Annotated in this window: 20 protein-coding genes; 10 read left to right on the top strand and 10 right to left on the bottom strand. The window is 61.9% G+C overall.

The window, feature by feature from the left end; all coding sequences use genetic code 11:
- Positions 1 to 88: 88 nt before the first annotated feature.
- On the bottom strand, positions 89 to 1,975 hold the full coding sequence (locus PQR62_RS19130; protein ID WP_408159599.1) for a TRAP transporter large permease: 1,887 nt from the start codon (positions 1,973 to 1,975) through the stop codon (positions 89 to 91).
- Positions 1,972 to 3,054 (bottom strand): TRAP transporter substrate-binding protein, encoded by a 1,083-nt coding sequence (locus PQR62_RS19125; RefSeq protein WP_408159598.1) that lies wholly within the window; start codon positions 3,052 to 3,054, stop codon positions 1,972 to 1,974. Before PQR62_RS19125 ends, PQR62_RS19130 begins: the two co-directional genes overlap by 4 nt.
- Positions 3,055 to 3,341: 287 nt before the next feature.
- Between PQR62_RS19125 and PQR62_RS19120 the strand changes: the two genes are divergently transcribed.
- From PQR62_RS19120 to PQR62_RS19105, 4 genes are all read left to right on the top strand, one after another.
- On the top strand, positions 3,342 to 4,253 hold the full coding sequence (locus PQR62_RS19120; RefSeq protein ID WP_408159597.1) for a LysR substrate-binding domain-containing protein: 912 nt from the start codon (positions 3,342 to 3,344) through the stop codon (positions 4,251 to 4,253).
- A 257-nt stretch (positions 4,254 to 4,510) separates the two neighbouring features.
- Positions 4,511 to 5,869 carry an NAD(P)H-dependent oxidoreductase gene (locus PQR62_RS19115; protein WP_408159596.1) on the top strand — a complete coding sequence of 453 codons (1,359 nt, stop codon included), beginning with the start codon at positions 4,511 to 4,513 and terminating at the stop codon, positions 5,867 to 5,869.
- A 9-nt stretch (positions 5,870 to 5,878) separates the two neighbouring features.
- The gene (locus PQR62_RS19110; RefSeq protein WP_408159595.1) at positions 5,879 to 6,196 is read left to right on the top strand and encodes a putative quinol monooxygenase; all 318 of its coding nucleotides are present in this window, start codon (positions 5,879 to 5,881) and stop codon (positions 6,194 to 6,196) included.
- Positions 6,193 to 7,098, top strand: a complete 906-nt coding sequence (locus tag PQR62_RS19105) for an NAD(P)-dependent oxidoreductase (protein ID WP_408159594.1) — start codon at positions 6,193 to 6,195, stop codon at positions 7,096 to 7,098. The genes PQR62_RS19110 and PQR62_RS19105 overlap by 4 nt, the downstream gene beginning before the upstream one ends.
- Before the next feature lie 70 nt (positions 7,099 to 7,168).
- Here PQR62_RS19105 and PQR62_RS19100 read toward each other — a convergent pair whose 3' ends face one another.
- On the bottom strand, positions 7,169 to 8,362 hold the full coding sequence (locus PQR62_RS19100; RefSeq protein ID WP_408159593.1) for a LacI family DNA-binding transcriptional regulator: 1,194 nt from the start codon (positions 8,360 to 8,362) through the stop codon (positions 7,169 to 7,171).
- Positions 8,363 to 8,683: 321 nt separating this feature from the next.
- Between PQR62_RS19100 and PQR62_RS19095 the strand changes: the two genes are divergently transcribed.
- The 3 genes from PQR62_RS19095 to PQR62_RS19085 are packed head-to-tail and all read left to right on the top strand — an operon-like array spanning position 8,684 to position 11,607.
- Positions 8,684 to 9,715 carry a TRAP transporter substrate-binding protein gene (locus tag PQR62_RS19095; RefSeq protein WP_408159592.1) on the top strand — a complete coding sequence of 344 codons (1,032 nt, stop codon included), beginning with the start codon at positions 8,684 to 8,686 and terminating at the stop codon, positions 9,713 to 9,715.
- Positions 9,716 to 9,775: 60 nt separating this feature from the next.
- The gene (locus PQR62_RS19090) at positions 9,776 to 10,315 is read left to right on the top strand and encodes a VOC family protein (RefSeq protein ID WP_408159591.1); all 540 of its coding nucleotides are present in this window, start codon (positions 9,776 to 9,778) and stop codon (positions 10,313 to 10,315) included.
- Entirely contained in the window at positions 10,315 to 11,607 is a 1,293-nt protein-coding gene (locus PQR62_RS19085) for a ribulose-bisphosphate carboxylase large subunit family protein (protein WP_408159590.1), read from the top strand. The genes PQR62_RS19090 and PQR62_RS19085 overlap by 1 nt, the downstream gene beginning before the upstream one ends.
- 60 nt (positions 11,608 to 11,667) lie before the next feature.
- Here the strand turns inward: PQR62_RS19085 and PQR62_RS19080 are convergent, their stop codons facing one another.
- A complete protein-coding gene (locus tag PQR62_RS19080; RefSeq protein ID WP_408159589.1) occupies positions 11,668 to 13,368 on the bottom strand; it encodes an isovaleryl-CoA dehydrogenase in 1,701 nt (566 codons plus the stop codon).
- Between the two features lie 278 nt (positions 13,369 to 13,646).
- Here PQR62_RS19080 and cysM point away from each other — a divergent pair, with 278 nt between their 5' ends.
- Positions 13,647 to 14,549 (top strand): cysteine synthase CysM, encoded by a 903-nt coding sequence (cysM, locus tag PQR62_RS19075; protein WP_408159588.1) that lies wholly within the window; start codon positions 13,647 to 13,649, stop codon positions 14,547 to 14,549.
- A gap of 215 nt (positions 14,550 to 14,764) precedes the next feature.
- On the opposite strand, the gene PQR62_RS19070 is transcribed toward cysM, so the two are convergent.
- Both PQR62_RS19070 and PQR62_RS19065 read right to left on the bottom strand, forming a co-directional pair.
- On the bottom strand, positions 14,765 to 15,124 hold the full coding sequence (locus PQR62_RS19070; RefSeq protein ID WP_408159587.1) for a hypothetical protein: 360 nt from the start codon (positions 15,122 to 15,124) through the stop codon (positions 14,765 to 14,767).
- A 330-nt stretch (positions 15,125 to 15,454) separates the two neighbouring features.
- Positions 15,455 to 16,045 (bottom strand): DUF1415 domain-containing protein, encoded by a 591-nt coding sequence (locus PQR62_RS19065; protein ID WP_408159706.1) that lies wholly within the window; start codon positions 16,043 to 16,045, stop codon positions 15,455 to 15,457.
- A 224-nt stretch (positions 16,046 to 16,269) separates the two neighbouring features.
- Here PQR62_RS19065 and PQR62_RS19060 point away from each other — a divergent pair, with 224 nt between their 5' ends.
- Positions 16,270 to 16,812: a YaeQ family protein gene (locus tag PQR62_RS19060; RefSeq protein ID WP_408159586.1), complete on the top strand. Its 543-nt coding sequence runs from the start codon at positions 16,270 to 16,272 to the stop codon at positions 16,810 to 16,812.
- A 31-nt stretch (positions 16,813 to 16,843) separates the two neighbouring features.
- On the opposite strand, the gene PQR62_RS19055 is transcribed toward PQR62_RS19060, so the two are convergent.
- The 3 genes from PQR62_RS19055 to mltB all read right to left on the bottom strand — a co-directional run bounded on the left by PQR62_RS19055 (position 16,844) and on the right by mltB (position 21,526).
- A complete protein-coding gene (locus PQR62_RS19055; RefSeq protein WP_408159585.1) occupies positions 16,844 to 18,007 on the bottom strand; it encodes a phosphotransferase enzyme family protein in 1,164 nt (387 codons plus the stop codon).
- Between the two features lie 24 nt (positions 18,008 to 18,031).
- Entirely contained in the window at positions 18,032 to 20,185 is a 2,154-nt protein-coding gene (locus tag PQR62_RS19050; RefSeq protein ID WP_408159584.1) for a TonB-dependent siderophore receptor, read from the bottom strand.
- Between the two features lie 144 nt (positions 20,186 to 20,329).
- A complete protein-coding gene (gene mltB / locus PQR62_RS19045; RefSeq protein ID WP_408159583.1) occupies positions 20,330 to 21,526 on the bottom strand; it encodes a lytic murein transglycosylase B in 1,197 nt (398 codons plus the stop codon).
- 379 nt (positions 21,527 to 21,905) lie between these two features.
- Here mltB and PQR62_RS19040 point away from each other — a divergent pair, with 379 nt between their 5' ends.
- The gene (locus PQR62_RS19040; protein WP_408159582.1) at positions 21,906 to 22,874 is read left to right on the top strand and encodes a histone deacetylase family protein; all 969 of its coding nucleotides are present in this window, start codon (positions 21,906 to 21,908) and stop codon (positions 22,872 to 22,874) included.
- 21 nt (positions 22,875 to 22,895) lie between these two features.
- Here the strand turns inward: PQR62_RS19040 and PQR62_RS19035 are convergent, their stop codons facing one another.
- A complete protein-coding gene (locus PQR62_RS19035) occupies positions 22,896 to 23,771 on the bottom strand; it encodes a LysR family transcriptional regulator (RefSeq protein WP_408159581.1) in 876 nt (291 codons plus the stop codon).
- Between the last annotated feature and the right edge of the window lie 339 nt (positions 23,772 to 24,110).

The raw sequence follows: 24,110 nt of genomic DNA, 5'->3' as shown, positions 1-24,110 counted from the left end.
GAGCCGTCTCAAAACCTGCCTGACCCGATTTCGCTTGATGGTCAGAGGTCACAGAACCTGTGCATGATCTTTGCTGCTCAGCCGCTGCTCACAGGAAGCCGGTCGAAATCCAGGGAATGAAAGTGATCGCGATCAGCGCCACCAGCAGCACGCCCAGATACAGCCAGATGCGGCGCAGTGCGACTTCCGGTTGCACCTGGCCGATGATGCAGGCCGCGTAATAGCACAGGCCGAACGGTGGCGCGAACACGCCCAGCCCCATCGCCAGAATCACCACCATCGCATAGTGAATTTCATGGATGCCGAGCTGGCGCGCGATCGGAAACAGCAGCGGCGCGAACAGCACGATGGCGGGAATGCCTTCGAGTACGCTGCCCAGCACGATGAAGGCGAAAATCGACACCAGCAGGAAACCGGTGGCGCCGCCCGGCACCGCCGTCATGATGGCCGCCAGATCATGCGAGAAGCCCGATTGCGTCAGCGCCCAGCCCATGGCGCTGGCGGCGCCGACGATGAACAGGATGGCGCCGGACAAGGCCGCCGTCTGCACCAGAATCGGCAAGGCCATATTCCACTTCAGACTGCCGCGATAGATCAGCAGGCCGACGATCAGCGAGTAGGCGATGCCGATGGTCGAGACCTCGGTCGCGGTCGCCACGCCTTCCACCACGGCGGTGCGGATCACGAAGGGCAGCAGCAGGGCCGGCACCGAAATGGCGAAGGTTTTCAGCACATGCTTGAGCGGCGCCCGCGCGCTTTCGACGTGATCGGCGCCGGCACGCCACCAGGCCACGATACCGAGCACGATGGCCAGCACGAAGGCGGGCAGAATGCCGGCGGTGAACAGCGCGGCAATCGAGATGCCGGTGACCGAGGCGATGGCGATCAGCACCAGCGAGGGCGGGATGGTTTCGCTCATGGCGCCGGAGGCGGCCAGCAGTGAAATCAGTTCGCTGTCCTGCATGCCGCGCTTGCGCATTTCAGGAAACAGCACCGGCGCCACCGCCGCCATGTCGGCGGTCTTGGAACCGGAAATGCCCGACACCAGCAGCATCGCGCCCAGCAGTACGTAGGACATGCCGCCGCGCACATGGCCGACCAGCGAAGCCAGAAATTCCACCATCACGCGCGCCAGTCCGGTGGCGTGCACCAGTTGGCCCAGCAGCACGAACATCGGCACCGCCAGCAGGATCAGGCTGCTCATGCCTTCATCCATGCGGCCGACCACGATGACCACCGGCGTCGACGTGGTGCTCAGCAGATAGGCGCAGGTGGCGATGGCGAAGGCAAATGCAATCGGCGCGCCGGCCATCACCGCTGCGCCGAGCAGGCCGATGAAGAAGATCGGCAGCGCGCTCTGGCCCATGGCGGTTAGGGCCGGTGCCGCCAGATAGCAGGCGCCGCCGATGACGGCGATCAGCGCGCCGACGCTGAAGATGTCGGCGCGCTTGTGCTGCAGCAGGCGCAGCGCGCAACTGGCCAGCGCCAGTGCGAAGCCGACCGGCAAGGCCAGCGCGCGCACCATGCCGCTCCAGCCCAGCGCCGGGGTTTCGACGAAGCCCTGATCTTCCACATAGTCGAAGCTGGGATGCAGCACCATCAGCAGCAATACCGCCGTGATGCCGACCGCCAGCGTTTCGGCCCAGACCTGCGCGCGCGGCGACAGTTTCGAGACGAAGAAGGTCAGCCGCATGTGGCAGGAGCGCTGTACCGCCAGCGCGCTGCCCAGCATGGCCAGCCACAGGAACAGGATGGACGCCAGCTCATCGCTCCATACCAGCGATTCGTGCAGCACCGAACGGGCAATGATGCCGACGAACAGGATCACTACCTCGGCCACCAGCACGATGGCGGCGAGTATCTCGACCGCTCGTTCCAGCCCGCGTTGCAGCGCGCCCAGCGCATGGCCGGGCTGGCTGTGCAAGGCGCCCGGATCGGCGGAATTGGCCGGCGCCATGCTGTGCGCCGCGCTCATGCCATTTTCCCTACGACGGCCTCCAGCGCAGCCCAGGGCGCGGCGCCGAACTTGTCGCGCCATTCCTTGTAGAAGCCGGCGTCGGTCAAGGCTTTGCGGAAGGCCTCGCGATTGGCGGTGTCGAACACGATGCCCTTCTTGCTGAGCTGCTCCTTGAGCGAAGTATTGAGTTGCTCGACATCGGCGCGCTGCTCGACGGCGGCGCGGTCGAATTCGCGCTGCACGATCTTCTTCAGATCGTCCGGCAGACTGGCGTAGGCGCGGCGGTTGCCGAGCAGCCAGAACGGATCCCAGATGTGATTGGTCTGGCTGATGTACTTCTGCACTTCATACAGCTTACCGGCCTCGATGGCCACCAGGCCGTTTTCCTGGCCGTCCACCAGCTTGGTCTGCAGCGCGGTGTACAGCTCGTTGAAGTTGATCGAAGTCGGATTGGCGCCCAGTGCCTTGAACAGCGAGGTAAACATCGGCGACACCGGCACCCGGATGCGATAGCCCTGCAGATCGGCCGGCGTCTTGATCGGTTTGGAGGCTGATGAAATCTGGCGGAAGCTGTTGTCGCCGGCCTTCGAGACCGAGACGAAGCCGCTCTTGTCGATCTGCGCCCGCACCAGCTTGCCGAGATCGCCGTCGACGCTGCTCCACACCTGCTGATAGTCGGAATAAGTGAAGCCGACATTGGTGATGGCCGCCAGCGGCACCACGGTCGACAGCACCGAGCCCGAGATATTCAGAAACTCGACGCCGCCGGAGCGCACCTGGGTCAGCAGATCCGTATCCGAGCCGAGCTGGCTGGCCGGGAAAAAACGGATGTCGAGGCGGCCCGAGCTGGCTTCACGGATGCGGTCGGTGGCCTGCTTCAGACGGGCATTGATCGGCTGATCCAGTGATTGACCGGTGGCCAGCTTGTAATTGAATTCAGCGGCGCGCGCCGGCTGCGACCAGACCGTGAACAGCGGCAGGGCGGCAGCCGCCGTCAACAGACTGCGGCGCTTGGCACAGGGGGCGGTGTCGTTGCGGTGGGCATCCTGCGAGGCGATAGAGGACGCGTCGCCGCGTGGCGTTTTCGGTGTGCTCATGCTGTTGTCTCCATTTTTATGATTCAAGATCCGTTGCCGTGCCCACCGGCTGAAGGTGGTGCGATGGCAGGCGGATTCCTGCGGTGGCAGTGCCCGGCTGCAGAAAACTGGCTCAGGCGCTTGCGATCCGATAGCAGATCGCGCGGCTGAAGCGCGTGCATTCCGGGCTCCCGGCGTGCCTTCTGCGAGGTTGCCGGGTGAGTGCGTGATTGAATGTAAAAGGTTTATTGGTGAAGTACAATTAATTTATTTTTCACTATCGTGTAGAAAATTTAAAGGGTTGCCTTATGTATCTTCCGCTTCGCGCGATCAGCGTATTTCATGCCGCAGCCCGCGCCGGCAGCATCTCCAGCGCGGCGGAAGAACTCAATGTCACGCCCTCGGCCGTCAGCCAGCAGATCCAGTCGCTGGAAACCCATCTGGGCACCTCGCTGATGGTCAAGGTCGGACGCGGCGTCGCCCTGACCGAGGCCGGCGAACGCTATTTTTCGATGATCGCGGAAGAGATCGACCGCATCTCCGAAGCGACCCAGAGCATTCGCGGACTGCGCCCGGTGACCTTGCTGACGGTGCGCGCCACGCCGACGCTGTCCAGCAAATGGCTGCTGCCGCGCCTGCGCTCGTTTCTGGAAGCCAACCCCGATCTGGAAGTGCGTCTCAACGGCACCAATGAAGTGACCGACTTCACGCGCGAAACCGTGGATGTGGAAATCCGTCACGGGCGCGGCCAGTGGCCCGGTCTGTACACCGAGGGGCTGGCCGAGGAGTGGTTCTTTCCGGTCTGCCGCCCGGAGTATGCGGCGCCGGCCAGCATGGACGTGGCCGATGTCCCGCAGCACAGGCTGATTCAGTCGGTCAAATCGCAGGTGCAATGGCCTTACTGGTTTTCGGTCAACAAATTCACGCCACCCAATCAGATGCGGCGCGTGCTGTTTGACCGCAGCCACATGGCGATCGACGCCGCCGCCGACGGTATCGGCCTGGCGCTGGAAAGCAGCCTGATGATGTGGCGCGAGCTGCGCGAGGGCACGCTGATCTGCCCGGTGCGCAAGCCGCCGCGCATCTCTCAGACCACGCAATGGATCGTCTGCCCGGTCGACCATCTGCGCAAGAACAAGGTCAATCTCTTCATCGAATGGCTGCGCGCCGAAGTCGCAGTCTGGCAGGCGCAGCACACGCCGCTCCCTTTCACTGATTAGAAAAACTAACAATTCTTCTCGTAAATGTTAATTGTTTTAACAGGATGCGCTGAGTAAACTTTTTTGCACGGATCAGACGGAGGCCGAAGTCGCCAGATAAGCGGCAAGGCCGGCAGTCCCGACTGTCTGCACAGAGTTTGCAGCGCCGCCGCGCCATGTGGCTGCGGCGCCGCAATCCCGCTTCCCGATATCGCATCAAGCCTTAAAACGCGAGAGACAAATGCGATGTCCCCTGACATTGACGAGAAGGATCAAAAATGAATCTGTACAGCTTGCTGCAACAGCGGGTGGCTGAAGGCCGCCCCGTGCGTGTCGGTCTGATCGGCGCCGGCAAATTCGGCTCCATGGTGCTGGCTCAGGCCCAGCATATCCAGGGCATGCACATCGTCGGCGTGGCCGATCTGAATGTGGAAAAGGCGCATGCCTCGCTGGCGCGAGTGGGCTGGGCAAAAGAAAAATATCAGGCCAAGAGCCTGGGCGAAGCGGTCAGGAACGGCACCACCTGCGTGCTGGAAAACGCCGCCGCGCTGGCCGATTGCGAAGAGATCGAATGCATCATCGAAGCCACCGGCCATCCGATTGCCGGCGTGCGCCATGCGCTGTCGGCGATCGAAGGCGGCAAGCATGTGGTGATGGTCAACGTCGAAGCCGACGCCATGTGCGGCCCGCTGCTGGCATCCAAGGCGCAGGCCAAGGGTCTGGTCTACAGCATGGCCTACGGCGATCAGCCGGCCATCATCTGCGAGCTGGTGGACTGGGCGCGCTCCTGCGGCTTCGAGCTGGTCTCGGCCGGCAAGGGTATGAACTTCGAGCCGCGCTATCGCTATTCGACGCCGGACACCGTGTGGGGCTATTTCGGCTGGACCGATGAAGAAGTGGCCGCCGGCGACTTCAATCCCAAGATGTACAACTCCTTCACCGACGGCACCAAGGCCGCGATTGAAATGGCGGCAGTGGCCAACGGCACCGGCCTCGATTGTCCGGACGACGGTCTGGCGTTTCCGCCGGCCGGTCTGCACGATCTGGCCAGCGTATTCCGCCCCGCGGCTGACGGCGGCCGTCTGTCGCGTAGCGGTCTGGTCGACATCGCCGCCAGCCAGGAGCCGGATGGCCGTGAAGTGATGAACAATATCCGCTACGGCGTGTTCGTCACCTTCAAGGCGCCGACCGAATATGCGCGCGCCTGCTTCAAGCAATACGGTCTGCTGGTCGACAAGTCGGGCTGGTACGGCTCGATGTGGCGTCCGTTCCACATGATCGGTCTGGAAACCAGCGTGAGTGTCTTGTCGGCGGTGTTGCGCGGCGAAGCGACCGGCTGTTCCAAGGAGTTCCGCGGCGATGCCGTGGCCACTGCCAAGCGCGATCTGCAGGCCGGCGACATGCTGGACGGCGAGGGCGGCTACGCAGTGTGGGCCAACGCGATTCCGGCGTCGCGCAGCCTGGCGCTGGGCGCCTTGCCTATCGGTCTGGCGCACAACGTCAAGCTCAAGCGCGCAGTCAAGAAGGACACCATCGTGCGTTTCGAGGACGTGGAGCTGGGACGCGACATGGACGTCGTGGCGCTGCGTCAGGAAATGGAACGTCAGGCACGCGGCGCCGGCGCGCTGCAACGCTGAGGAGCGGCGATGGCAAATGCAGAGGCATTTGTCGTCATCGCCGAGTTCGAGGTCAGGCCTGCCTGCATGGCGGACTTCCTCGCGCTCGCGCATGACGATGCAGAGTGTTCGGTGCGTGACGAAGCCGCTTGCCGCCAGTTCGACGTGGTGCGCATGCCGGATTCTTCGCATGTCCTGTTTTACGAAGTCTATGACGACCGCGCCGCCTTCGACGCCCATCTGGCCACGCCGCATCTGGCGCGTTTTCGCGCAGGATTTCCGGCGCTGATCGTGCGTGAGTTGCCGGTGCGCTTTGGGGTGTCGGGTGTGCGGGGAGCAGGGCAATGAGTGCGCAGGTCATCGCTGAAGAAAGAATCACGGTCGGTTTCATCGGCACCGGCATCATGGGTTTTCCGATGGCGCGTCATCTGGCGCAGGCCGGTCATCGCGTGCAGGCCTGGAATCGCACCCCGGAAAAGGCGCAGCGTCTGGCAGCGTCCGGCGCGCGCATCTGCGAGCAGGCTGCGCAGACCGTGGAGCAGGCGCAGGTGCTGATCTGCATGCTGAGCTCAGGCCCCAGTTGCGACGAATTGCTGCTGGGCGAAGCCGGCCTGATTGCGCGCATGCAGCCGGGCGCGCTCTTGGTCGTGATGAGTTCCATCCCGGTCGAGACGGCGCGCCATCAGGCGCAGCAGGCCGCCTTGCGCGATATCGCCTATGTCGATGCGCCGGTTTCCGGCGGCGAAAAAGGCGCGCGCGAAGCGACGCTGGCGATCATGGCCGGCGGCGCGGCGGCGGCAGTGGAGCGCGCGCGCCCGCTGCTGGAAAAAATGGGACGGGTCACGCATGTCGGCCCGGCCGGCAGCGGACAACTGGCCAAGCTGGTGAATCAGATGATGGTCGCCAGCAATATCGCCAGCGTGGCCGAGGCCCTGTTGCTGGCCGAACGCGGCGGCGCCGATCCGGCGCGCGTGCGCGAGGCCTTGCTGGGCGGCTTTGCCGATTCGACCATCCTGCGCCAGCATGCCCTGCGCATGATCTCCGGCAATTTCGAACCGGGCGGCCCGGCGCGCTATCAGCTCAAGGACACCGGCACCGCGGTGCGCTTTGCACAGAGCGTGGGACTGGCCTTGCCGATGCTGAACCGCACCGATCAACTGTTCCGCGACATGATCGAACATGGCGACGGCGACCTCGATCACAGCGGGGTGATACGCGAATTGCGGCGGCATAACGATCTGCCGCTTTAAGCGTATGAGTGTTTGTGTGTTTGATTTGCACCTGCAGGCGTGAGCAGCTCAGTGTCTGCTTACGCTTTTTTCATGGCAGGTTTTCACGCAGGATCACGCTGATGCGCACCGCTTCCACGCCGCTCAGGGCATCTCTGCGTTCGCGCAGATTGCTGAAGATGCGCACGCAATTCATGATCATGTTCTGCGGCTGCTGGGTCAGCACCGCGTCCATGGTGCCGTCGATCAGCAGGCCGCGCGTGTCGGGCGTGAGGCCGTGGCCGACGAACACCATCTTGTGCGCGCGTCCGCTTTCCTTGAGCGCGCGGCCGACGCCGTCGGAGGCGCCGCCGATGTTGTACATGCCGACCAGATCCGGGTATTGCTCCAGCAGCGTGCGCGCCTGCTTGTAATTGGTGTCGGCGTCGTCGTGGCCTTCGCGCAGGCCGACCAGTTGCAGCTGCGGCAGCATTTCCTGCAGCACGTGCTGAAATCCCATCTCCCTTTCTTCATGGCCGCGATAGCTGAGGCTGCCGGCGATCATTGCAATCTTGCCCTGCTTTGTCGGTGAACCTCCGCCGTCGCCGGCGTGGGCGGCACCACCCAGAAAGCGCGCCAGCAGATAGCCGGCGGTGCGGCCGGCGGCGCGATTGTCCATGCCGACATAGGCGGCGCTCCGCGAGTTCGACAGATCCGAGATCAGCGTCACCAGGTGCACGCCTTCTTCCGCCAGCGTGTTGACGGCTTCGCGCACCAGCGGATGTTCCAGCGCCATGAAGGCCACACCGTCAGCCTGCCGCCCGTAATGCAGCAGGCGTTGCGCCAGCACGCGCGGATTGAAACCCTCGATGTGATGGCAGCGGCATTTGACGTTGAACGGCGCCAGCTGTTCTTCTGCGAAACCGATGTAATCGCCCAGCATCTGCATGAAGCGATTGCTCTGCGGCGGCAACAAAAACACCAGGCGCATCGGGCGCGGTTGCATCGCCTTGTACAGATCGGCTTCGGGCAGATAGTCGAGCGCGGCAGCTGCTTTCATGACCTTTTGCATGGTGGCGGCGCGTACGCCGGGACGCTGGTTCAGCACGCGATCGACGGTGGCGGTGGAGACGCCGGCTGCGGCAGCAATGTCGGGAATTCTTGCGCGCGCGCTGTCATTTGCGGTCGGGCTAGCTGCCGCGACTGCGGCGACTGCCGCCTGTGCAGCATGGTCTGAGGGCAGCGCCGCCCTGGCGGGAGATTTTTTCCGGGCATTGCTGCCCGATGGGGCGCGGCGGGATTTCATGATGGTGCACCTTGGATCAAGTCACATCAAAAAACATCAATAAACAGCTTTGACGGTCTTAAATTCATAGCGATATTCTTCGCTGTGCCCTGATTTTATGGCTGGTATTGGAGCAGGATGAGGCCGGGGATGGCGCTCAGTCTAAATCAAAAAGAATCAGATGGCAGCATCAAAAAGTGCATGAGCTTCCGGCCGCAGCGACGCAGAGCGCGGGCCGGGCGCTGAGTACGGCAAGCCAGAAAGAGCAGCACAACAAGGCCGGACCAAGGGTTCACGCGCCCAGCCAACACCAGCCCGCCAGAGGCTAACGAGGAGACCAGCATGAGCAATATCAGTCACATCAGCCGCCGCGATTTTCTGAAGACCGCGTCGATTGCATCGGCAGCCGCATTGTCGGGCGTCTACAGCAGCCAGGCGCACGCCGCTGAATTCACGCTGAAGTACGGCAACAACCTGCCGATGACGCACCCCATGAATGTGCGTGCCAAGGAAATGGCGCAAAAGATCGCCGCCGAATCCAAGGGCCGCGTCGATCTGCAGGTGTATTCCAACGGCCAGCTCGGCACCGATACCGACATGCTGTCGCAGGTGCGTTCCGGCGCCATCGACTTTTTCACCATCTCGCCGGAAGTGCTGGGCACGCTGGTGTCGGCCGGCCAGATCAGCGGCGTCGGTTTCGCCTTCAAGGATTACCAGCAGGTGTGGGCGGCGATGGATGGCGATCTCGGCGCCTATGTGCGCAAGGAGATCGCCGCCAAGACCTCGTTGTTCGCGTTCGAGCGCTGCTGGGACAACGGCTATCGCCAGGTCACCACCAGCACCCGCGCCATCGCCAGACCTGAGGATTTCAAGGGCATGAAGCTGCGCGTGCCGCCGAGCCCGCTGGCCACTTCGCTGTTCCGTTCCTTTGATGCCTCGCCGACCAGCATCAACTTCGCCGAGGTGTATTCCTCGCTGCAGACCAAGATCGTCGAAGGGCAGGAAAATCCGCTGGCGGTGATCTCCACCGTCAAGTTCTACGAGGTGCAGAAATTCTGTTCCATGACCAATCATGTCTGGAGCGGCTTCTGGTTCATGGGCAACAAGAAGTCCTTCGAACGCATGCCCAAGGATCTGCAAGAGATCGTGGCCCGCAATATCAACGAGGCGGGAGTGAAGCAGCGGGTCGACGTCAAGGCGCTCAATGAATCGCTGGTGGCGGAGATGAAGGGCAAGGGCCTGCAGTTCAACGAGACCGACAACGATGCCTTCCGCGCCAAGCTGCGCAGCTCCGGCTTCTACACGGAATGGCACAAGAAATTCGGTGATGAGGCCTGGGCCATGCTGGAGAAATACACGGGCAAGCTGGCCTGATCGCGCCATTCAGATGCAGGCAGGCCGAATCATGAATATGAAAAATGAACAGGAATTGAGATGAGTCGTTTTCTCGGAGAGATCAAGCAACTCGGCTACGTGGTCGAGGATATCGAAGCGGCGATGAAGTACTGGACTGAGGTCCTGGGCGTCGGTCCGTTCTACTACATGGAAAAGGTGCCGCTGCAGAATTACCGCTACAAGGGCGCGCCCTACGAGATCCACAATTCGGTGGCGCTGGCCAATGCCGGTGGGGTGCAGGTCGAGCTGATTCAGGCGCGCAGCGACACGCCTTCGATGTATCGCGATTTCATCGCGCGCAGCAAGAGCGGCCTGCAGCACGTGGCTTACTGGACCGAAGATTTCGACCGCGACCTGCAACTGTTGCAGGACCAGGGCTGGAAGGTCGGCATGAGCGGCGAGGTCGGCGCGCGCGGGCGTTTCGTGTATTTCGAGACCGAATACCATCCCGGTACGGTGATCGAATTGTCGGAAGTGGCCGGTCCCAAGGGCACGGTATTTCGCCTCATCCGCGAAGCATCCGAGGGCTGGGACGGCAGCGATCCGGTGCGCGCCTTCCCCGACCTGAGCAAGCTGTGATGCCGGCTGTCGCATCATTGCAGGCGGATGAGCAGCGCTTCAGCGCCGACTATCTGATCGAGACGCCGCTGGAACCGGCCCATGTGGCCGAGGTGATGGCCGGCGAACAGTCCTGCGGCACCTTCGTGCGGGTGGCAGGCGAAACCGATCAGCTGCGCCAACGCGCACGCGCCGAGGTCTTGTCGGTTGACGAAATCGAGAGCGTGGCCGAACCCAGCCTGCCCAATGCCTGGCAGCAGCGGCAGCACATCGGCGGACCGTACCGGCGCGCGCGTATCCGCATTTCCTTCCCGGTCGCCAATGTCGGCCCCAATCTGCCGACGCTGGCGGCGACCGTGGCCGGCAATCTGTTCGACCTGGGCGAAGTGACCGGCCTGCGTCTGCTGGATGTGAAGCTGCCGGCCGCCTATCGACGGCAGTTCGATCTGCCGCGCCAGGGTATCGCCGGCACCCGCACCTTGACCGGCGTGGCCGATGCGCCCTTGCTGGGCACCATCATCAAGCCCAACGTCGGTTTGTCGGCGGAAGAGACCGCCGAACTGGTCGGCCGTCTGTGCGAGGCCGGGGTGGACTTCATCAAGGATGACGAGGTGTGCGCCAATCCCGCGCATGCGCCGCTGAAGGAGCGCGTGCAGGCCGTGATGCGGCGCGTGCGTGCTTATCAGGACAGAAGCGGCAGGCGCGTGATGATTGCCTTCAACATCACCGATGATCTCGACGCCATGCGGCGCCACGCTGAACTGGTCGAACGCGAAGGCGGCAGTTGCGTGATGGTCGGGCTGAACTGGTGCGGATTTTCGGCGGTGCAAAGCCTGCGCCGCAGCACGCCGCTTGCCTTGCACGGCCATCGCAACGGCTTTGGCATGATGTCGCGCGAGCCTTTGCTGGGGATGTCCTTTGCGGCCTATCAGACGATGTGGCGTCTGGCCGGTGTGGATCACCTGCATGTGCATGGGCTCAACGGGAAATTCTCCGAATTCAATGACGAGGTAGTGGCGTCGGCGCGTGCCTGCCTGTCGCCGATGGCTGACGGCGACGCAGTGATGCCGGTATTTTCCAACGCCCAGTGGGCCGGGACCGTGCGGCCGACCTTCGATGCGATCCATAGCAGCGATGTGATTTTTCTGTCCGGCGGCGGCATCCTCGCGCACCCGGACGGCGCAGCGGCCGGCGTCGTCAGCTTGCGTCAGGCCTGGGATGCGGCGCGCTCCGGCGTGACCGTGAACGACTATGCGAAAGATGCGCCGGAGTTGCGCCGCGCGCTGGAGTTTTTCGGCCCGCGGCTGAAGTAGCGCTGAAGCAAGGTCAGCTCAAGTCCGCTGGTCTGTGCCGGGGAACCCTGAGCAATGGAATCACGGCAGCGGCCAGGCGCGCTCCAGAATCCTGATCTGGGCTTGTGTGGCGTCGCCTTGCGCCGTCAGGCCGAGCGTGCCGTAGACGCGTCCGCCGTCATGATCGGCGCGGCTGGCGAGGAAGGCGTCGGCGGCAAAGCCCGGCGCGTGCTTCAGCATCAGCATGCCTTGCAGGCTCAGCACCAGTTGCTGCACCAGCCGCCGCGCCAGCATTTCACGCTGCTCGGGCGCGCTTGACAGTATCTGCTTGAGTTCGGTCACGCGGCGCTGCAACAGCACATGGCCGGCGGCAGCTTGCTCCAGTTGTTCCAGCAGCAGAATGAAACCTTCGGCCTCGCGCTCGATGGCGCGCAGCACGTCCAGACACATCACATTGCCCGAGCCTTCCCAGATCGAGTTGACCGGCGCTTCGCGATACATGCGTGCCATCGGTGCGTTTTCGACATAGCCGTTGCCGCCCCAGACTTCCATGCATTCGCCGCTGAATTCCAGCGCGCGCTTGCAGATCCAGAACTTGGCGGCGGGTGTGACGATGCGGCGCCAGGCGCGCTGCAGCGGATCTTGCGGCGCATCGAAGGCATGCGCCAGTCTCAGCATGAGTTGGGTGGCGGCTTCGCTTTCCAGCGCCAGATCGGCCAGCACGTTGCGCATCAGCGGCTGCTCGGCGAGCAGGCGGCCGAAGGCGCTGCGGTGGCGCGCATGATGGATGGCCTGCACCAGCGCCTGCCGCATCAGGCCGGCGCTGCCGATCACGCAGTCGAGCCGGGTGTGATTGGCCATTTCGATGATGGTGGGAATGCCGCGTCCTTCCTCGCCGACCATCACGCCATAGGCATCGTGGAATTCGACTTCGCTGCTGGAGTTGGAGCGATTGCCGAGCTTGTCCTTGAGGCGCTGGATGTGGATAGCATTCTTGCTGCCGTCGGGCCGCCAGCGCGGCATGAAGAAGCAGGACAGGCCGTTGACCGTGCGCGCCAGCACCAGATGGGCGTCGCTCATCGGCGCCGAGAAAAACCATTTGTGGCCGTGCAAGGCGTAGTCCGCGCCGCGACCTTCCGCTGCGCCCAGCGGCTGCGCTTGCGAGCTGTTGCTGCGGACATCCGAGCCGCCCTGTTTTTCGGTCATGCCCATGCCGATCAGGACCGAGCGTTTCTGCGCTATGGGCAAATCGCGCGGATCGTGTTCACGCGAAAACAGCTTGCTGCGCAATGGATCGAACAGCGCCGGCTCAGTTTGCAGCAGCGGGATGGCGGCGAAGGTCATGGTGGTCGGGCACAGCGAGCCGGCCTCGACCTGCGCGTGCAGAAAATAGCCGGCGGCGCGCGCAACATGGGCGCCGTCCCCCGGCTGCATCCACGGCAGTGCGTGCAATCCCGCTCGTCGCAGCAGTTCAAGCAGGGCATGCCAGGCGGGATGGAATTCGACCAGGTCGATGCGGTGACCGACGCGATCATGGCTGTGCAGTTCCGGCAGATGGCGATTGCTGAGCGCGCCCAGTTGCAAGACCTCGGCGCTGCCCAGTTCGGCGCCCTGACAATTCAGCGCAGTGGCATGCCAGCCGGCGCCTTCACGTCTGAGGCCTTCGGTCAGCGCAAGATCTGTGTCGAACAGGTTGTAGTTCTGCAGATCGGGCACCTGATTCGGGATGGCGTCGAGGTCGGAAGAATTGCGTATCGTGCCGCGCTCAGTCTCGCTGGTCATGCTGGTCTCCTTGGCTGGTGCTCGGCTCGTCCATGATGCGTGTCATGCAATCAGTCCGGTCGTGGGCGCCGGAGGCCGTGCTTCAGTGTATGTCATCGAGACCGCGAAAGACGGCGGCAGTTGCTACATGCAGGATTTCTTGTCTCAGCAGCAAGCTCGTTTAGGCGAATTTGCTATATCCATATAATTATCTTGTTGAGATGGCGCGTCTGCACATAATAAGCAGTCATATTAAAATGAGCCTTCTGCACAGAATGCGCACAGAGAGCCTATCCCCCATGTCCTACCTGACTATTGAAGACACCATCGGCAGAACGCCGCTGGTCCAGCTCACGCGCATAGGCGGCGAAGACGCCGCGCGCCGCAACAACATCATCCTCGGCAAACTTGAAGGCAATAATCCGGCCGGTTCAGTCAAGGATCGTGCCGCGCTGTCCATGATCCGTCGCGCCGAAGAGCGCGGCCAGATCAAGCCCGGCGACACCCTGATCGAAGCCACCAGCGGCAACACCGGCATCGCACTGGCGATGGTGGCGGCAATGCGCGGTTACAAAATGGTCTTGTTGATGCCGGAGAATCTGAGCGAAGAGCGCCGCCAGAGCATGGCCGCCTACGGCGCCAGGATTGTGCTGACGCCCAAGAGCGGCGGCATGGAATACGCCCGTGATCTGGCTGAGCAGATGCAAAAAGAAGGCCAGGGCCTGATTCTCGACCAGTTCGCCAATGCGGACAATCCACTGGCGCACTACGAAACCACCGGTCCGGAAATCTGGGCCGACACCAAGGGCAAAATCACCCACTTCGTCAGCGCCATGGGCACCACCGGCACCATCATGGGCGTGTCGCGCTATCTGAAGGAAAAGAACGAACAGGTGCAGATCATCGGCGCCCAGCCTTCGGAAGGCTCGTCGATTCCCGGTATCCGCAAGTGGCCGGAAGCTTATCTGCCCAAGATCTATGAAAAGCCGCGTGTCGATTCGCTGGAGTACGTGAGTCAGGCCGATGCCGAAAACATGGCGCGCAAGCTGGCGATGACCGAAGGCATGTTCTGCGGCATCTCTGCCGCAGGCGCCTGCGAGGTGGCGCTGCGCATCTCCCAGCAGGTGGAAAACGCCACCATCGTCTTCATCGTCTGCGATCGCGGCGACCGTTATCTGTCGACAGGCGTGTTTCCGGCCTGAGCTGACTTGGTCGACAATGTTGAGCGGGTATCGACAATGGCAGCCTTAAAAACAGGCTGAAAACAGAAACGGCAACCAGATGGTTGCCGTTTTTCATTGAGACGCTACTGCCCTTATGACAGGCTGGTACTGCAAATGACTAGCCAATATTGCGGAGCAAACACGACGAGCTTAAGCGAGTCCGGATGCAAAAACGGAGCCTGAGGCTCCGTTTTTTATTCCGAAATCGTGTCGGACGTTGTTGATGCTTCGCTCTCAGGCGAACCAGGCGCCTTAGGCTTGAATTGCTTGTCGCTGATACGGAATTTCTCGCGGCGGTCACCCATCAGTTCGCGCAGATCACGAATCGACAACTCGCTCACCTCATGCATGCGGATCAGCAGCGAAGCGCCAACCGGCAGACGACGGTGACGGATCTTGCTGATGACCGGCGGCGCCACTTCCAGCGCGCGCGACAGGGCGGCATCGTTCTTCAGGTGCAGCTTCTCGATCAACGCATCCAGCAGGTGATTCGGGTCGTAATTGACCTGATCGGACGAGAGTTTATCTAATGTTGTTCCAGTTGGTGTAGTCATGATCGGACGTTCCATTATGCAGATGTTTGTTAAAGGCTTTATTGCCTAAGCATTATTTGTTGGTAAAACTGCAAAACGCGACTAAATCTATTTGAAGCAAAACGGGCCTGTAGTCCTTCTGCAAAAAAACGACCTTGTGTTCCTTTAATTACCAGGTAAAAGACTTCAAACTAACTCTCTGATCGCGGTGCTGAGAACATACAACTTTTACTATGTTTGCATAGAAATAGTTGCACATAGTTCATTAGTTCAGAAAGGACTATTACACAATAGTTGCAGAAACTCACTTCGAATTTGTAACAGATATTAACAGGAATTTTTCGATATTTGTCACCGTTGTTTTTTTGATACGGAAAATGGCAGCGAGTTCCAGCCAGATAGGCCCAGATTCCTTAACGTATCCATGTTTTTCTCGAAAATGGCGCTGGCCTCGGGGAAGGCCGCAACGGCCCGATCGATGCTGCTCTCTCGCAACAGATGCAGCATGGGAAATGGTGATCGGTTGCTGTAGTTCTCTATGTCATCGGCTTGCGCGTCGGCAAACTGATAGTACGGATGAAAACTGGCGATCTGGATGATGCCCTCAAGATTGTTTTGCTCCAGCACACGATCGGCCTGTACCAGGAAATCGTTGTACTCGTGAAAGTCCTGTAATGCGAGTGGGTGGATCAGCAGCGTGGTGTCGATGACGTCAGGATCAGTCTTATCAAGCAATAACAACTCGTCATGCAGATCTTCCGAAAGCGTGTTCCAGCCGGCGGCGCGACTCACAACATAACGGATCTGTTTTTTCACATGCACCGATTTTGCGAAGGGGCAGAGGTTGAGGCCGATCACGGCCTGTTCCAGCCAGGCCTGCGTGCGGCTAATGACCTCGTCATCTGAGGGCGGAGTAAGGGGGGCGGTATTGAGCTCGGACATGCCGTATTTTCGCATGCGTGCCTCGTGCGCAGCGCTGTCAAAGATGACTGATTCGACCATCCTGCAGCCCAGGCCATCGCGGTGCATGCGTGCTTCAGCTGCAACATGGCATCGGATTTGGGCAGGGCGAGCCGACCAGGCCGGCGCCGGCGTGATTCATGCCCTCGCAGCGGGCGCAAATCGGCTATGCTTGCCAACCTTCGGAAATACAAAAGAACACTCTCATGGCGCTCAAAGCAACCATCTTCAAGGCAGACCTCCAGATTTCGGATATGGATCGCCACTATTATCAGAACCACCCGCTGACCATCGCGCGCCATCCCTCGGAAACCGACGAGCGCATGATGATCCGCGTGCTGGCCTTCGCCATCAACGCCAGCGAAGCATTGGCTTTCGGCAAAGGCTTGTCGGATACCGATGAGCCCGATGTGTGGGAAAAGGATCTGACCGGCGCCATCGATCTGTGGATAGAAGTCGGGCAGCCTGACGACAAGGCGATCCTGAAAGCCTGCGGTCGCGCCAATCGCGTGATCGTCTACAGCTACAGCAGCGTCAGCCATATCTGGTGGGGCCAGACCGGCAGCCGCGTCGAGCGCGCCAAGAATCTCAAGGTGGTGAATATTCCGGCCGAAGCCAGCGAAGCGCTGAGCAAGCTGGCTCAGCGCAACATGCAATTGCAATGCACGATTCAGGATGCGCAGATCTGGCTCGGCAGCAATGAAAACATGGTGCTGATCGAGCCGCAGACGATCAAGGATTTCGCCTGAAATCGCGCCGGCGCGGCCTGGCCTGATTCGCTCAGAGCTGTGCGGCGCGCCCTTGCAGATGGCGCAGCAGGCGTTTGCCTTCGGCGCTGTTGAACCAGGCCGCGTGCCCTAGAAAATAGGTGTCGTAAGCCAGCGCCGCATTGTGCGGCGCATGCGTGATGCCGTGGAAATAATCCAGCTCGGCCAGCGCAAACTCGGCATGCACCAGCGGCAGCAGCGCCGCCAGCGTCAGCATCTGCGTTTGGCTCAGCGGCAGCAGCGAGGCGTAGCCATCCAGCAGCGCATCGAGCAGATCGAGGTGAATCAGTTGATCCGGGCGATGCGGAATCGCCAGCCATTCCACAATATTGCGTTCAATCGCGGTCGCCAGATCGTGCAGTGCACAGGTGCGGTCGGACAGGCCGAAGTCGAGCACGGTCTGCACCTGCGCATGCGGGCTGCGATTGGTCCACAGCAGATTTGATGCGTGCCAGTCGTTGTGCGTCCACAGCGGCGTCAGCGCATTCAGATAAGGCTTGAGCCGGGCATGAAACGGCAACAGATGCTGAGCCACTTCATCGCGCCATGAGCGATGCGCCAGATAGTCCGCTACCGCCGGACGGCGCTCAATATAAGCCTGCAACTGCGGCATCGGATCGGCCGCCGAGAAAATCGTGAAGCTGGAAATCAGCGCGCCGGCCTTGCGCGCAGGCGCATCGTAACCGGCCGCCGCCTGATGCAATTGCGCCAGCATGCGGCCGGCCGAGTAGGCGTGCACCTTGCTCGAAAACGGCGTCCATGACATCGCATCGCGATACAGATCCACCCCCGGCGCCAGCCAGTGGACTTCGTAAGTCCAGTGTTCGTCGGTGAAGGCGGTGGCGCCGTCGACGGTCGGCAGCGCCGTGCTGACCGGCAGGCCGTTGGCATGCAGATGCGCAACGAAGCGGTGTTCTTCCGCCAGCGCGTCGACGTCGCGCACCTTCAGATGATGGCGCTTGATGAAAATCTCGCCGGCATCGGTATGCATCACGCACGCGGCGGAGAAGGGTCGCGGGCTATGCCACACCAGTCGCTGCGGTTTGCCGGCCTGCGGATAGTGCTGCAATATGCGCGCCACTTCGGCCGAGGTCAGCGCCGGCCAGTCGGAGATCACGGTCTCGGCATTCATGCCGTGACTGATGACCCGCGTCAGGTGATGGGAAGCCGCTTCCATATCGTCCTTGGTCCCTCGTTTCGCTCAGAATTCGTATTGCAGCGACAGGCGCGCGGTGCGCGGTGCGCCCAGATGGACATAGCTGTCGCCCAGCGATTCGCCGCTGTCTTTCCAGTAAAACTTGTTGAATACATTGTCGATGTTCAGACGCAGGGTTGCAGTGTGGCCGCCCAGCGCGGTGCGATAGCGCACACCGGCGTTGAAGACGTGGAAGGCAGGCACTTCGGCGCTGCCGCTGCGATTGGCCGACTTGCGTCCGCTGTACAGCCAGCTGCCCTGCACATTCAGGCCGGGCAGTTGCGCCACCGTGTAATCGGCATACAGCGCGCTGCGCAGGCGCGGCACATTGACCACCTGTTTGTCGTCGTAAGCCGGGGTGCCGGTATCGCTGGCGCGCGCCTGCGTGATCGCGACGCTGGCCGCCAGTTGCAACTGGCGTGTGACATTGCCGTTGGCGCCCAGCTCGATGCCGGTATTGGTTTGCGTGCCCTGTTGCACGTAGCTGAAGCCGAAAGCGCTGGAATCAGGCTGTGCGTATTCAAACGCTTTGCGGGTGCGGAACAGCGCGGCGCTGAAACTGAGGTCTTTGCTCACGTCGAGCTTGATGCCGGCTTCGATCTGGCGGGCGACCGAGGGCGGCAATGTGACCGGATAATTGCTGACCCAGAACGGCGCCGCGGTGCCGAGCGACAGTGTTTCCGCATAGCTGCCGTAGATGGAGATGTTTTGCTGTGGCTTGAAGATCAGCGCCAGTTGCGGCAGGAACAGAGTGCGGCTGGTGTCGCGCTTCACGCTGCCATCCGCATTGAAGGCCTGCTCGTTCAGCCACACCTGGCGGCCGCCGGCCAGCACTTGCCATTGCTCGGAGAAGTGCAGGCGGTCGGTGAAGAACAGCGCCTTCTGACGACTGTCCAGATTGCGATAGGCGGGCGCCGGCACGTCGCTGCTGGCGGCAAATGCCAGCGGCGTCGGGTTGTAGATATTGTCGCTGCCGACCAGACTGGAAATGCCGTCCGATTTGTCCACCACCCGGCGCAGCATGCTGACGCCGGCCGTGATGTCATGGCGAATGAAACCGGTGCTGAACTTGCCCAGCACCACCGCCTGCGCTTCATCGTTGCGGCGTTCGTCATTGGGGCTGCGATAGTCGTAGACGTCGAAGTCGCCATTGGCGCCGAACACCGGCGAAGCGCCGCCGCCGCTGCCATACGGGAAGGCCAGATAATCGTCGATCACTGCGCGGCTGCGTCCGGCCAGCAGATAGCCGCGCCAGTCGGCATTGAATTCGACGTCGAGCCGGGCGTTGACGTTGAGCGAATCGTCGCGCACCGGCTGCGTCCAGGATTGCGGCGTCAGCATGGTGGTCGGCGACACATTTGAGGGCAGCACGCTGCCGCCCAGCAGTTGATAGCCGGCCACCGACTTCTGCGATTTCTGCTGGTACTCGGCATTGATCTGCAGCAGCGCCTTGGACGTCAGCGCCCAGCTGGCGGCGACCGATGCGAAATCGCGATAGCCGTCGGCGTGGCTGACGTAAGAATGGATATCTTCATGCGCGGCATTCACGCGCAGGCCGAATTGCTTTTGCTCGCCGAACAGCACGCCCAGATCGGTCGCGACATAGCGCGAGCCGTAAGAGTCGGTGCCAAGCGTGACCGAGCGCACATCGGCCGGCCGCTTGCTGACGTAATTCACCAGACCGCCGGCATTCACCACGCCGCTTTGCAGACCGGCCACGCCCTTGAGGAATTCGACGCGCTCCTTGTTTTCCAGCGCGACGTTCTGTTCGCCGGCGATGGTCAGGCCGTCCAGCTTGTAGCCGCTGGCCAGATCGAGGGCGAAGCCGCGCACGCTGAAGTTTTCGTAATAGCCGGCCGGGGCGTAATTCTCTGCCACCGAAGCGTCGTTCTTGATCACATCGCTCAACAGGCGCGCCTGCTGATTCTGCATCTGCTGCTGCGTCACGACCGAGACCGAGGCCGGCGTATCGAGCAGCGGCGTGTCGTCGAAACCGGCGACTGAGGCTGAACGAGCACGCGCCTCGTTCTTGCTGTTGCCGCTGGCGCTGACATTGACCGTGGGCAGATTGTCGGTATCGGTGCTGGTGGCGTCGGCGCCGGCAGCATGGGCGGCGCCGGCCAGCGTCAGCGAAAAGGCGAGGGGAGCGATGCGTTTCATTGTGGTTTTAGGTGCAGTGCAGAGCGTATGAGTAATCGGGAACATCCAGCGGATCGCCATTGCCGGTCTCGTATGCGATGGACCGGCGCCGCTGCTGATGTCGCGCGGCGCCCGGCCTGTTGCTGGATGGTCAGGTGTTCAGCTTCAGCGATTGCGGGCGGCGCTGACGGCGCGGCCCAGTTCAACCACCGACATGGCGTAGAAGTAGCTGCGATTGTATTGCGTAATCGCGTAGAAGTTATTGGTCGCCAGCCAGTATTCGGTGGGCGCCGTGCCGTTTTGCAGATCGACCAGACCGAGCCGCAGACCGGCCGGGATCTCACTGCGCGAGGCGATGCCGGCGGCTTGCAGATCGTCTTGCGTGAACTTGGCTTCCAGCCCCTGATTCAGCAGGGCATCGAACTTGCCTTCGCCGTTGCTGATGGCGGCCGGGAACACGATAGGCTGACCGCGCTGCCAGCCATGCACCGAGAGGTAATGCGCCACGCTGCCGATGGCGTCCACCGGTGAATTGCGCAGATCGATCTTGCCGTCGCCGTCGAAATCCACTGCGTACTGACGCAGGCTGCCCGGCATGAATTGCGCCCAGCCGATGGCGCCGGCATAGGAGCCCAGCAGGCTCATCGGATCGATATTGGATTCACGTGCGAACAGCAAGGTGTTTTCCAGTTCGCCGCGGAAGAAGGCCATGCGCGCGTCGCGCGTCGGCGTGTTCGGATAGTCGAAGGCCAGCGTGGTGATCGCATCCATCACACGGAAATTGCCGGTGTTGCGGCCATACACGGTTTCCACGCCGATGATGCCGACGATGATTTCCATCGGCACGCCGTATTGCGCCTCGGCGCGCGCCAGCGCCACGCCGTAGTCATTCCAGAAGGCGACGCCGGCATTGATGCGGTAGGGCTCGATGAAGCGCGCGCGATAGGCGGCCCAGTTCTTGGGCTTGTTGCTCGGCGCCGGCTTCATGAGCTGGATCGCGCTGTCCAGATAACGGGTCTTGGCGAACAGCGCGTTCAGCTCTTCCTTGTTGAAGCCGTTGCGCGCCACCATTTCATCGACGAACTTGCTGACGTCTTTCCATTCGTTGAAGTTGACGTATTCGCCTTCCTGCGGGCTCACGGCTTTTTTCTTGGTGCTGCTGCTTTTCTTGCCGGCGCTCTTGGCATCCTGCTTCTGCTTGCCGGCTTTTTTGGACGGCGCCGGCCTGGCGCTCTTCTTCGGCGTATCGGTGTCGCTGCCCTGAGCGTATGCGCTTGATCCTGCCAGAGCGGCGAGGCAGCTTGCAGTCATCAACAGGGTGGCGGGCAACTTGGAAAGACGATGGGAAATTTTGATCGGCATGAGAGGCTTTGAAGATTTCAGGCGGTGCAGCAGTGACCATGCAGCAATGCGGCGCGAATCAGATACGGCAGACGTACAACCAGCCGCCGAGTATACCGTATCGGATGGTGGGCATTCTGCTGCGCCGCAATCGGCGCATGCTTTGCGGTGCGGCTTGGATGTACACTAGCGCGCAGGCGCCCGCGTATTCCGCAGGTGAGCGGTAAGGGATAGAACTGACAATCCGCTGAACGCAGACGAAGTGCAATCCAGGCGCCGCGATGCAGGTGCATCAAGACGAAAACCGAGACAACGCCACCCGATCAGCGGATTGACGGTCGCCTGAAATGTATAGCGGCGGCAAGCCCAGTCGGGTTGCATGATGGCAATAACGACAACAATGACGACCGCCTTTTATACCCACGCCGACTGCCAGCGCCACGAGATGGGCAACTGGCATCCCGAGACGCCCGCGCGCCTGCAAGCGATCGAGGATCAACTGATCCTGAGCCGCATCGATCAGTTCATCGAACGACGCGAGGCGCCGCTGGCCGAACTGGCCGAGCTGGCGCGCATCCATACGCCCGAAGCGATTGCCTTCGTGCGCGAACATTCGGCGAGATTGCAGGCCTCGGGTGCCGTCCCCAGCCCGGATGACGCCAATGCCGGCTATTACTCGATAGACGGCGACACCCTGCTCAACGCGCATAGCTGGCAAGCCGCCCTGCGTGCCGCCGGTGCGGCGGTGGCGGCGACCGATGCGGTCATGGCCGGCGAGCTGGACAACGCCTTTTGCTCCGTGCGGCCGCCCGGCCATCACGCCACGCCATCCAAGGCCATGGGCTTTTGCCTGTTCAACAATGTGGCGATTGCGGCGCGCCATGCGATGGACGTGCATGGCCTCGAACGCGTGGCCATCATCGATTTCGACGTGCACCACGGCAACGGCACCGAACTCGCCTTTGCGCACGACAAACGGGTATTGATGGCGAGTTTCTTTCAGCATCCCTTCTATCCCTTCAGCGGCGCCGAGCCGGCCGAAGAGCACATCCTGAATGTGCCGGTGCCGGCCTACAGCGCCGGCGATGTGGTGCGCGATATCGTGCGCGACAAATGGCTGCCGGCGCTGCACGCGCATCAGCCGCAAATGCTCTTCATCTCGGCCGGCTTCGACGCGCATCGGGAAGACGACATGGGGCAGATGGGGCTGGTCGAGGCCGACTATGCCTGGATGACCAAGCAACTGATGCAGATCGCCGATCAGTATGCGCAAGGGCGCATCGTCAGTTGCCTGGAAGGCGGCTACAACCTGTCGGCGCTGGGTCGCAGTGTGGTGGCGCATCTCAAGGTGCTGGCCGATCTCGATTGAGCGGCCCGCCGAGTTTTATGCTCAGACTTGCGGCGCTTCTTCATACGAGGCAATGATGGCATCCGCCACTGCGCGCACCCGCGCCGATCGATTCAGGTCGCTGTGCAGCACCAGCCAGATATCGTAAGGCTCGGAGCGCTCCGGCCACACGCGCACCAGTCCCGGCGAGGCATTGCCGATATGCACCGGCAGCGCGCCGATGCCGAGCCCGGCGGCTAGCGCTTCTTCCAGCATCAGGCCCGAACTCACTTCCATGGTCACCCGCGCATTGGCGATCGATTCGCCGCAGATCGCTTCGCTCTGGCGCGGCGAGATCGCGCGCTGATAGATCGCCACATCATGGCCGCTGAAGGCATTGCCGGCTTGCGGGACGCCGTGCTGCTCCAGATATTCGGCCGAGGCGTACAAGCCGGTCGCCAGCCGCCGCAGATGGCGCGCGATCAGATCAGGGCTGCTCGGGCGCAGGCTGCGCACCGCCAGATCGGCTTCGCGCCGGGTCAGGTTGGTGATCTGGGTCGAGGTGCTGAGCACCACGCGGATATTGGGATGAGCCGCATGCAGCTTGCGTATCGCAGGCATCAGGAAGTGCTTGGCCATGGTGTCGGTGGCGGCCACCCGCACCACGCCGCACAGGCGTTCATCGATGCCCTGCATCTGCCGCATCAACTGCTCCGCGCCTTGTTCCATGCGCTCGGCCGCCGCGGCCGCCAGTTCGCCGGCGGGCGTGGCGACATAACCGGCCGGAGTGCGCAGAAACAGCCTTGCGCCCAGCGACTTTTCCATGGCCGCCAAACGCCGTCCGGCGGTGGCCTGATCGATCTGCAACTGTTCGGCGGCGCCGCGCAGGGTGCCCACGCGATGTATCGCCAGAAAAATGCGTGCGTTGTCCCAATCCATCCTGGTTTTCCGGTTGTCGGTGCTGTCGGTGATGCAAAAACACATCTCTCGGATAATTCCATCCGGGAAATGATGCGGACGTGAAATGCGCATGTTTTCCCTCCACATGCCGTTCACAGCGCAATTATAGGCTGACCGTTTGGCGCAATAATGCTTCGCCATCAATAATATGGATGCATATTTGCATCATGGTGCTGAGCCTTTGCGTATTTATTGCGTCGCACAAGCTGCCTAAAATGGCGGACATGGCCATTCATCCCGCATGGCGCTTCACCTCTGAAAGAAAGTCCATCATGTCCGCGCAATGCCCTCGCATCAACGCCGGCTCCGCATCTTCTC

It is taken from the genome of Herbaspirillum lusitanum, from assembly GCF_046025995.1.
Lineage (GTDB): Bacteria > Pseudomonadota > Gammaproteobacteria > Burkholderiales > Burkholderiaceae_D > Herbaspirillum > Herbaspirillum lusitanum_A.
This window is presented reverse-complemented; position numbering and strand designations above follow the sequence as displayed.

Excerpts from the sequence above, each read along its gene's own strand:
- PQR62_RS19130 (WP_408159599.1), bottom strand. The coding sequence starts at position 1,975 with ATGAGCGCGGCGCACAGCATGGCGCCGGCCAATTCCGCCGATCCGGGC.
- PQR62_RS19125 (WP_408159598.1), bottom strand. The coding sequence starts at position 3,054 with ATGAGCACACCGAAAACGCCACGCGGCGACGCGTCCTCTATCGCCTCG.
- PQR62_RS19120 (WP_408159597.1), top strand. The coding sequence starts at position 3,342 with ATGTATCTTCCGCTTCGCGCGATCAGCGTATTTCATGCCGCAGCCCGC.
- PQR62_RS19115 (WP_408159596.1), top strand. The coding sequence starts at position 4,511 with ATGAATCTGTACAGCTTGCTGCAACAGCGGGTGGCTGAAGGCCGCCCC.
- PQR62_RS19110 (WP_408159595.1), top strand. The coding sequence starts at position 5,879 with ATGGCAAATGCAGAGGCATTTGTCGTCATCGCCGAGTTCGAGGTCAGG.
- PQR62_RS19105 (WP_408159594.1), top strand. The coding sequence starts at position 6,193 with ATGAGTGCGCAGGTCATCGCTGAAGAAAGAATCACGGTCGGTTTCATC.
- PQR62_RS19100 (WP_408159593.1), bottom strand. The coding sequence starts at position 8,362 with ATGAAATCCCGCCGCGCCCCATCGGGCAGCAATGCCCGGAAAAAATCT.
- PQR62_RS19095 (WP_408159592.1), top strand. The coding sequence starts at position 8,684 with ATGAGCAATATCAGTCACATCAGCCGCCGCGATTTTCTGAAGACCGCG.
- PQR62_RS19090 (WP_408159591.1), top strand. The coding sequence starts at position 9,776 with ATGAGTCGTTTTCTCGGAGAGATCAAGCAACTCGGCTACGTGGTCGAG.
- PQR62_RS19085 (WP_408159590.1), top strand. The coding sequence starts at position 10,315 with ATGCCGGCTGTCGCATCATTGCAGGCGGATGAGCAGCGCTTCAGCGCC.
- PQR62_RS19080 (WP_408159589.1), bottom strand. The coding sequence starts at position 13,368 with ATGACCAGCGAGACTGAGCGCGGCACGATACGCAATTCTTCCGACCTC.
- cysM (WP_408159588.1), top strand. The coding sequence starts at position 13,647 with ATGTCCTACCTGACTATTGAAGACACCATCGGCAGAACGCCGCTGGTC.
- PQR62_RS19070 (WP_408159587.1), bottom strand. The coding sequence starts at position 15,124 with ATGACTACACCAACTGGAACAACATTAGATAAACTCTCGTCCGATCAG.
- PQR62_RS19065 (WP_408159706.1), bottom strand. The coding sequence starts at position 16,045 with ATGTCCGAGCTCAATACCGCCCCCCTTACTCCGCCCTCAGATGACGAG.
- PQR62_RS19060 (WP_408159586.1), top strand. The coding sequence starts at position 16,270 with ATGGCGCTCAAAGCAACCATCTTCAAGGCAGACCTCCAGATTTCGGAT.
- PQR62_RS19055 (WP_408159585.1), bottom strand. The coding sequence starts at position 18,007 with ATGGAAGCGGCTTCCCATCACCTGACGCGGGTCATCAGTCACGGCATG.
- PQR62_RS19050 (WP_408159584.1), bottom strand. The coding sequence starts at position 20,185 with ATGAAACGCATCGCTCCCCTCGCCTTTTCGCTGACGCTGGCCGGCGCC.
- mltB (WP_408159583.1), bottom strand. The coding sequence starts at position 21,526 with ATGCCGATCAAAATTTCCCATCGTCTTTCCAAGTTGCCCGCCACCCTG.
- PQR62_RS19040 (WP_408159582.1), top strand. The coding sequence starts at position 21,906 with ATGACGACCGCCTTTTATACCCACGCCGACTGCCAGCGCCACGAGATG.
- PQR62_RS19035 (WP_408159581.1), bottom strand. The coding sequence starts at position 23,771 with ATGGATTGGGACAACGCACGCATTTTTCTGGCGATACATCGCGTGGGC.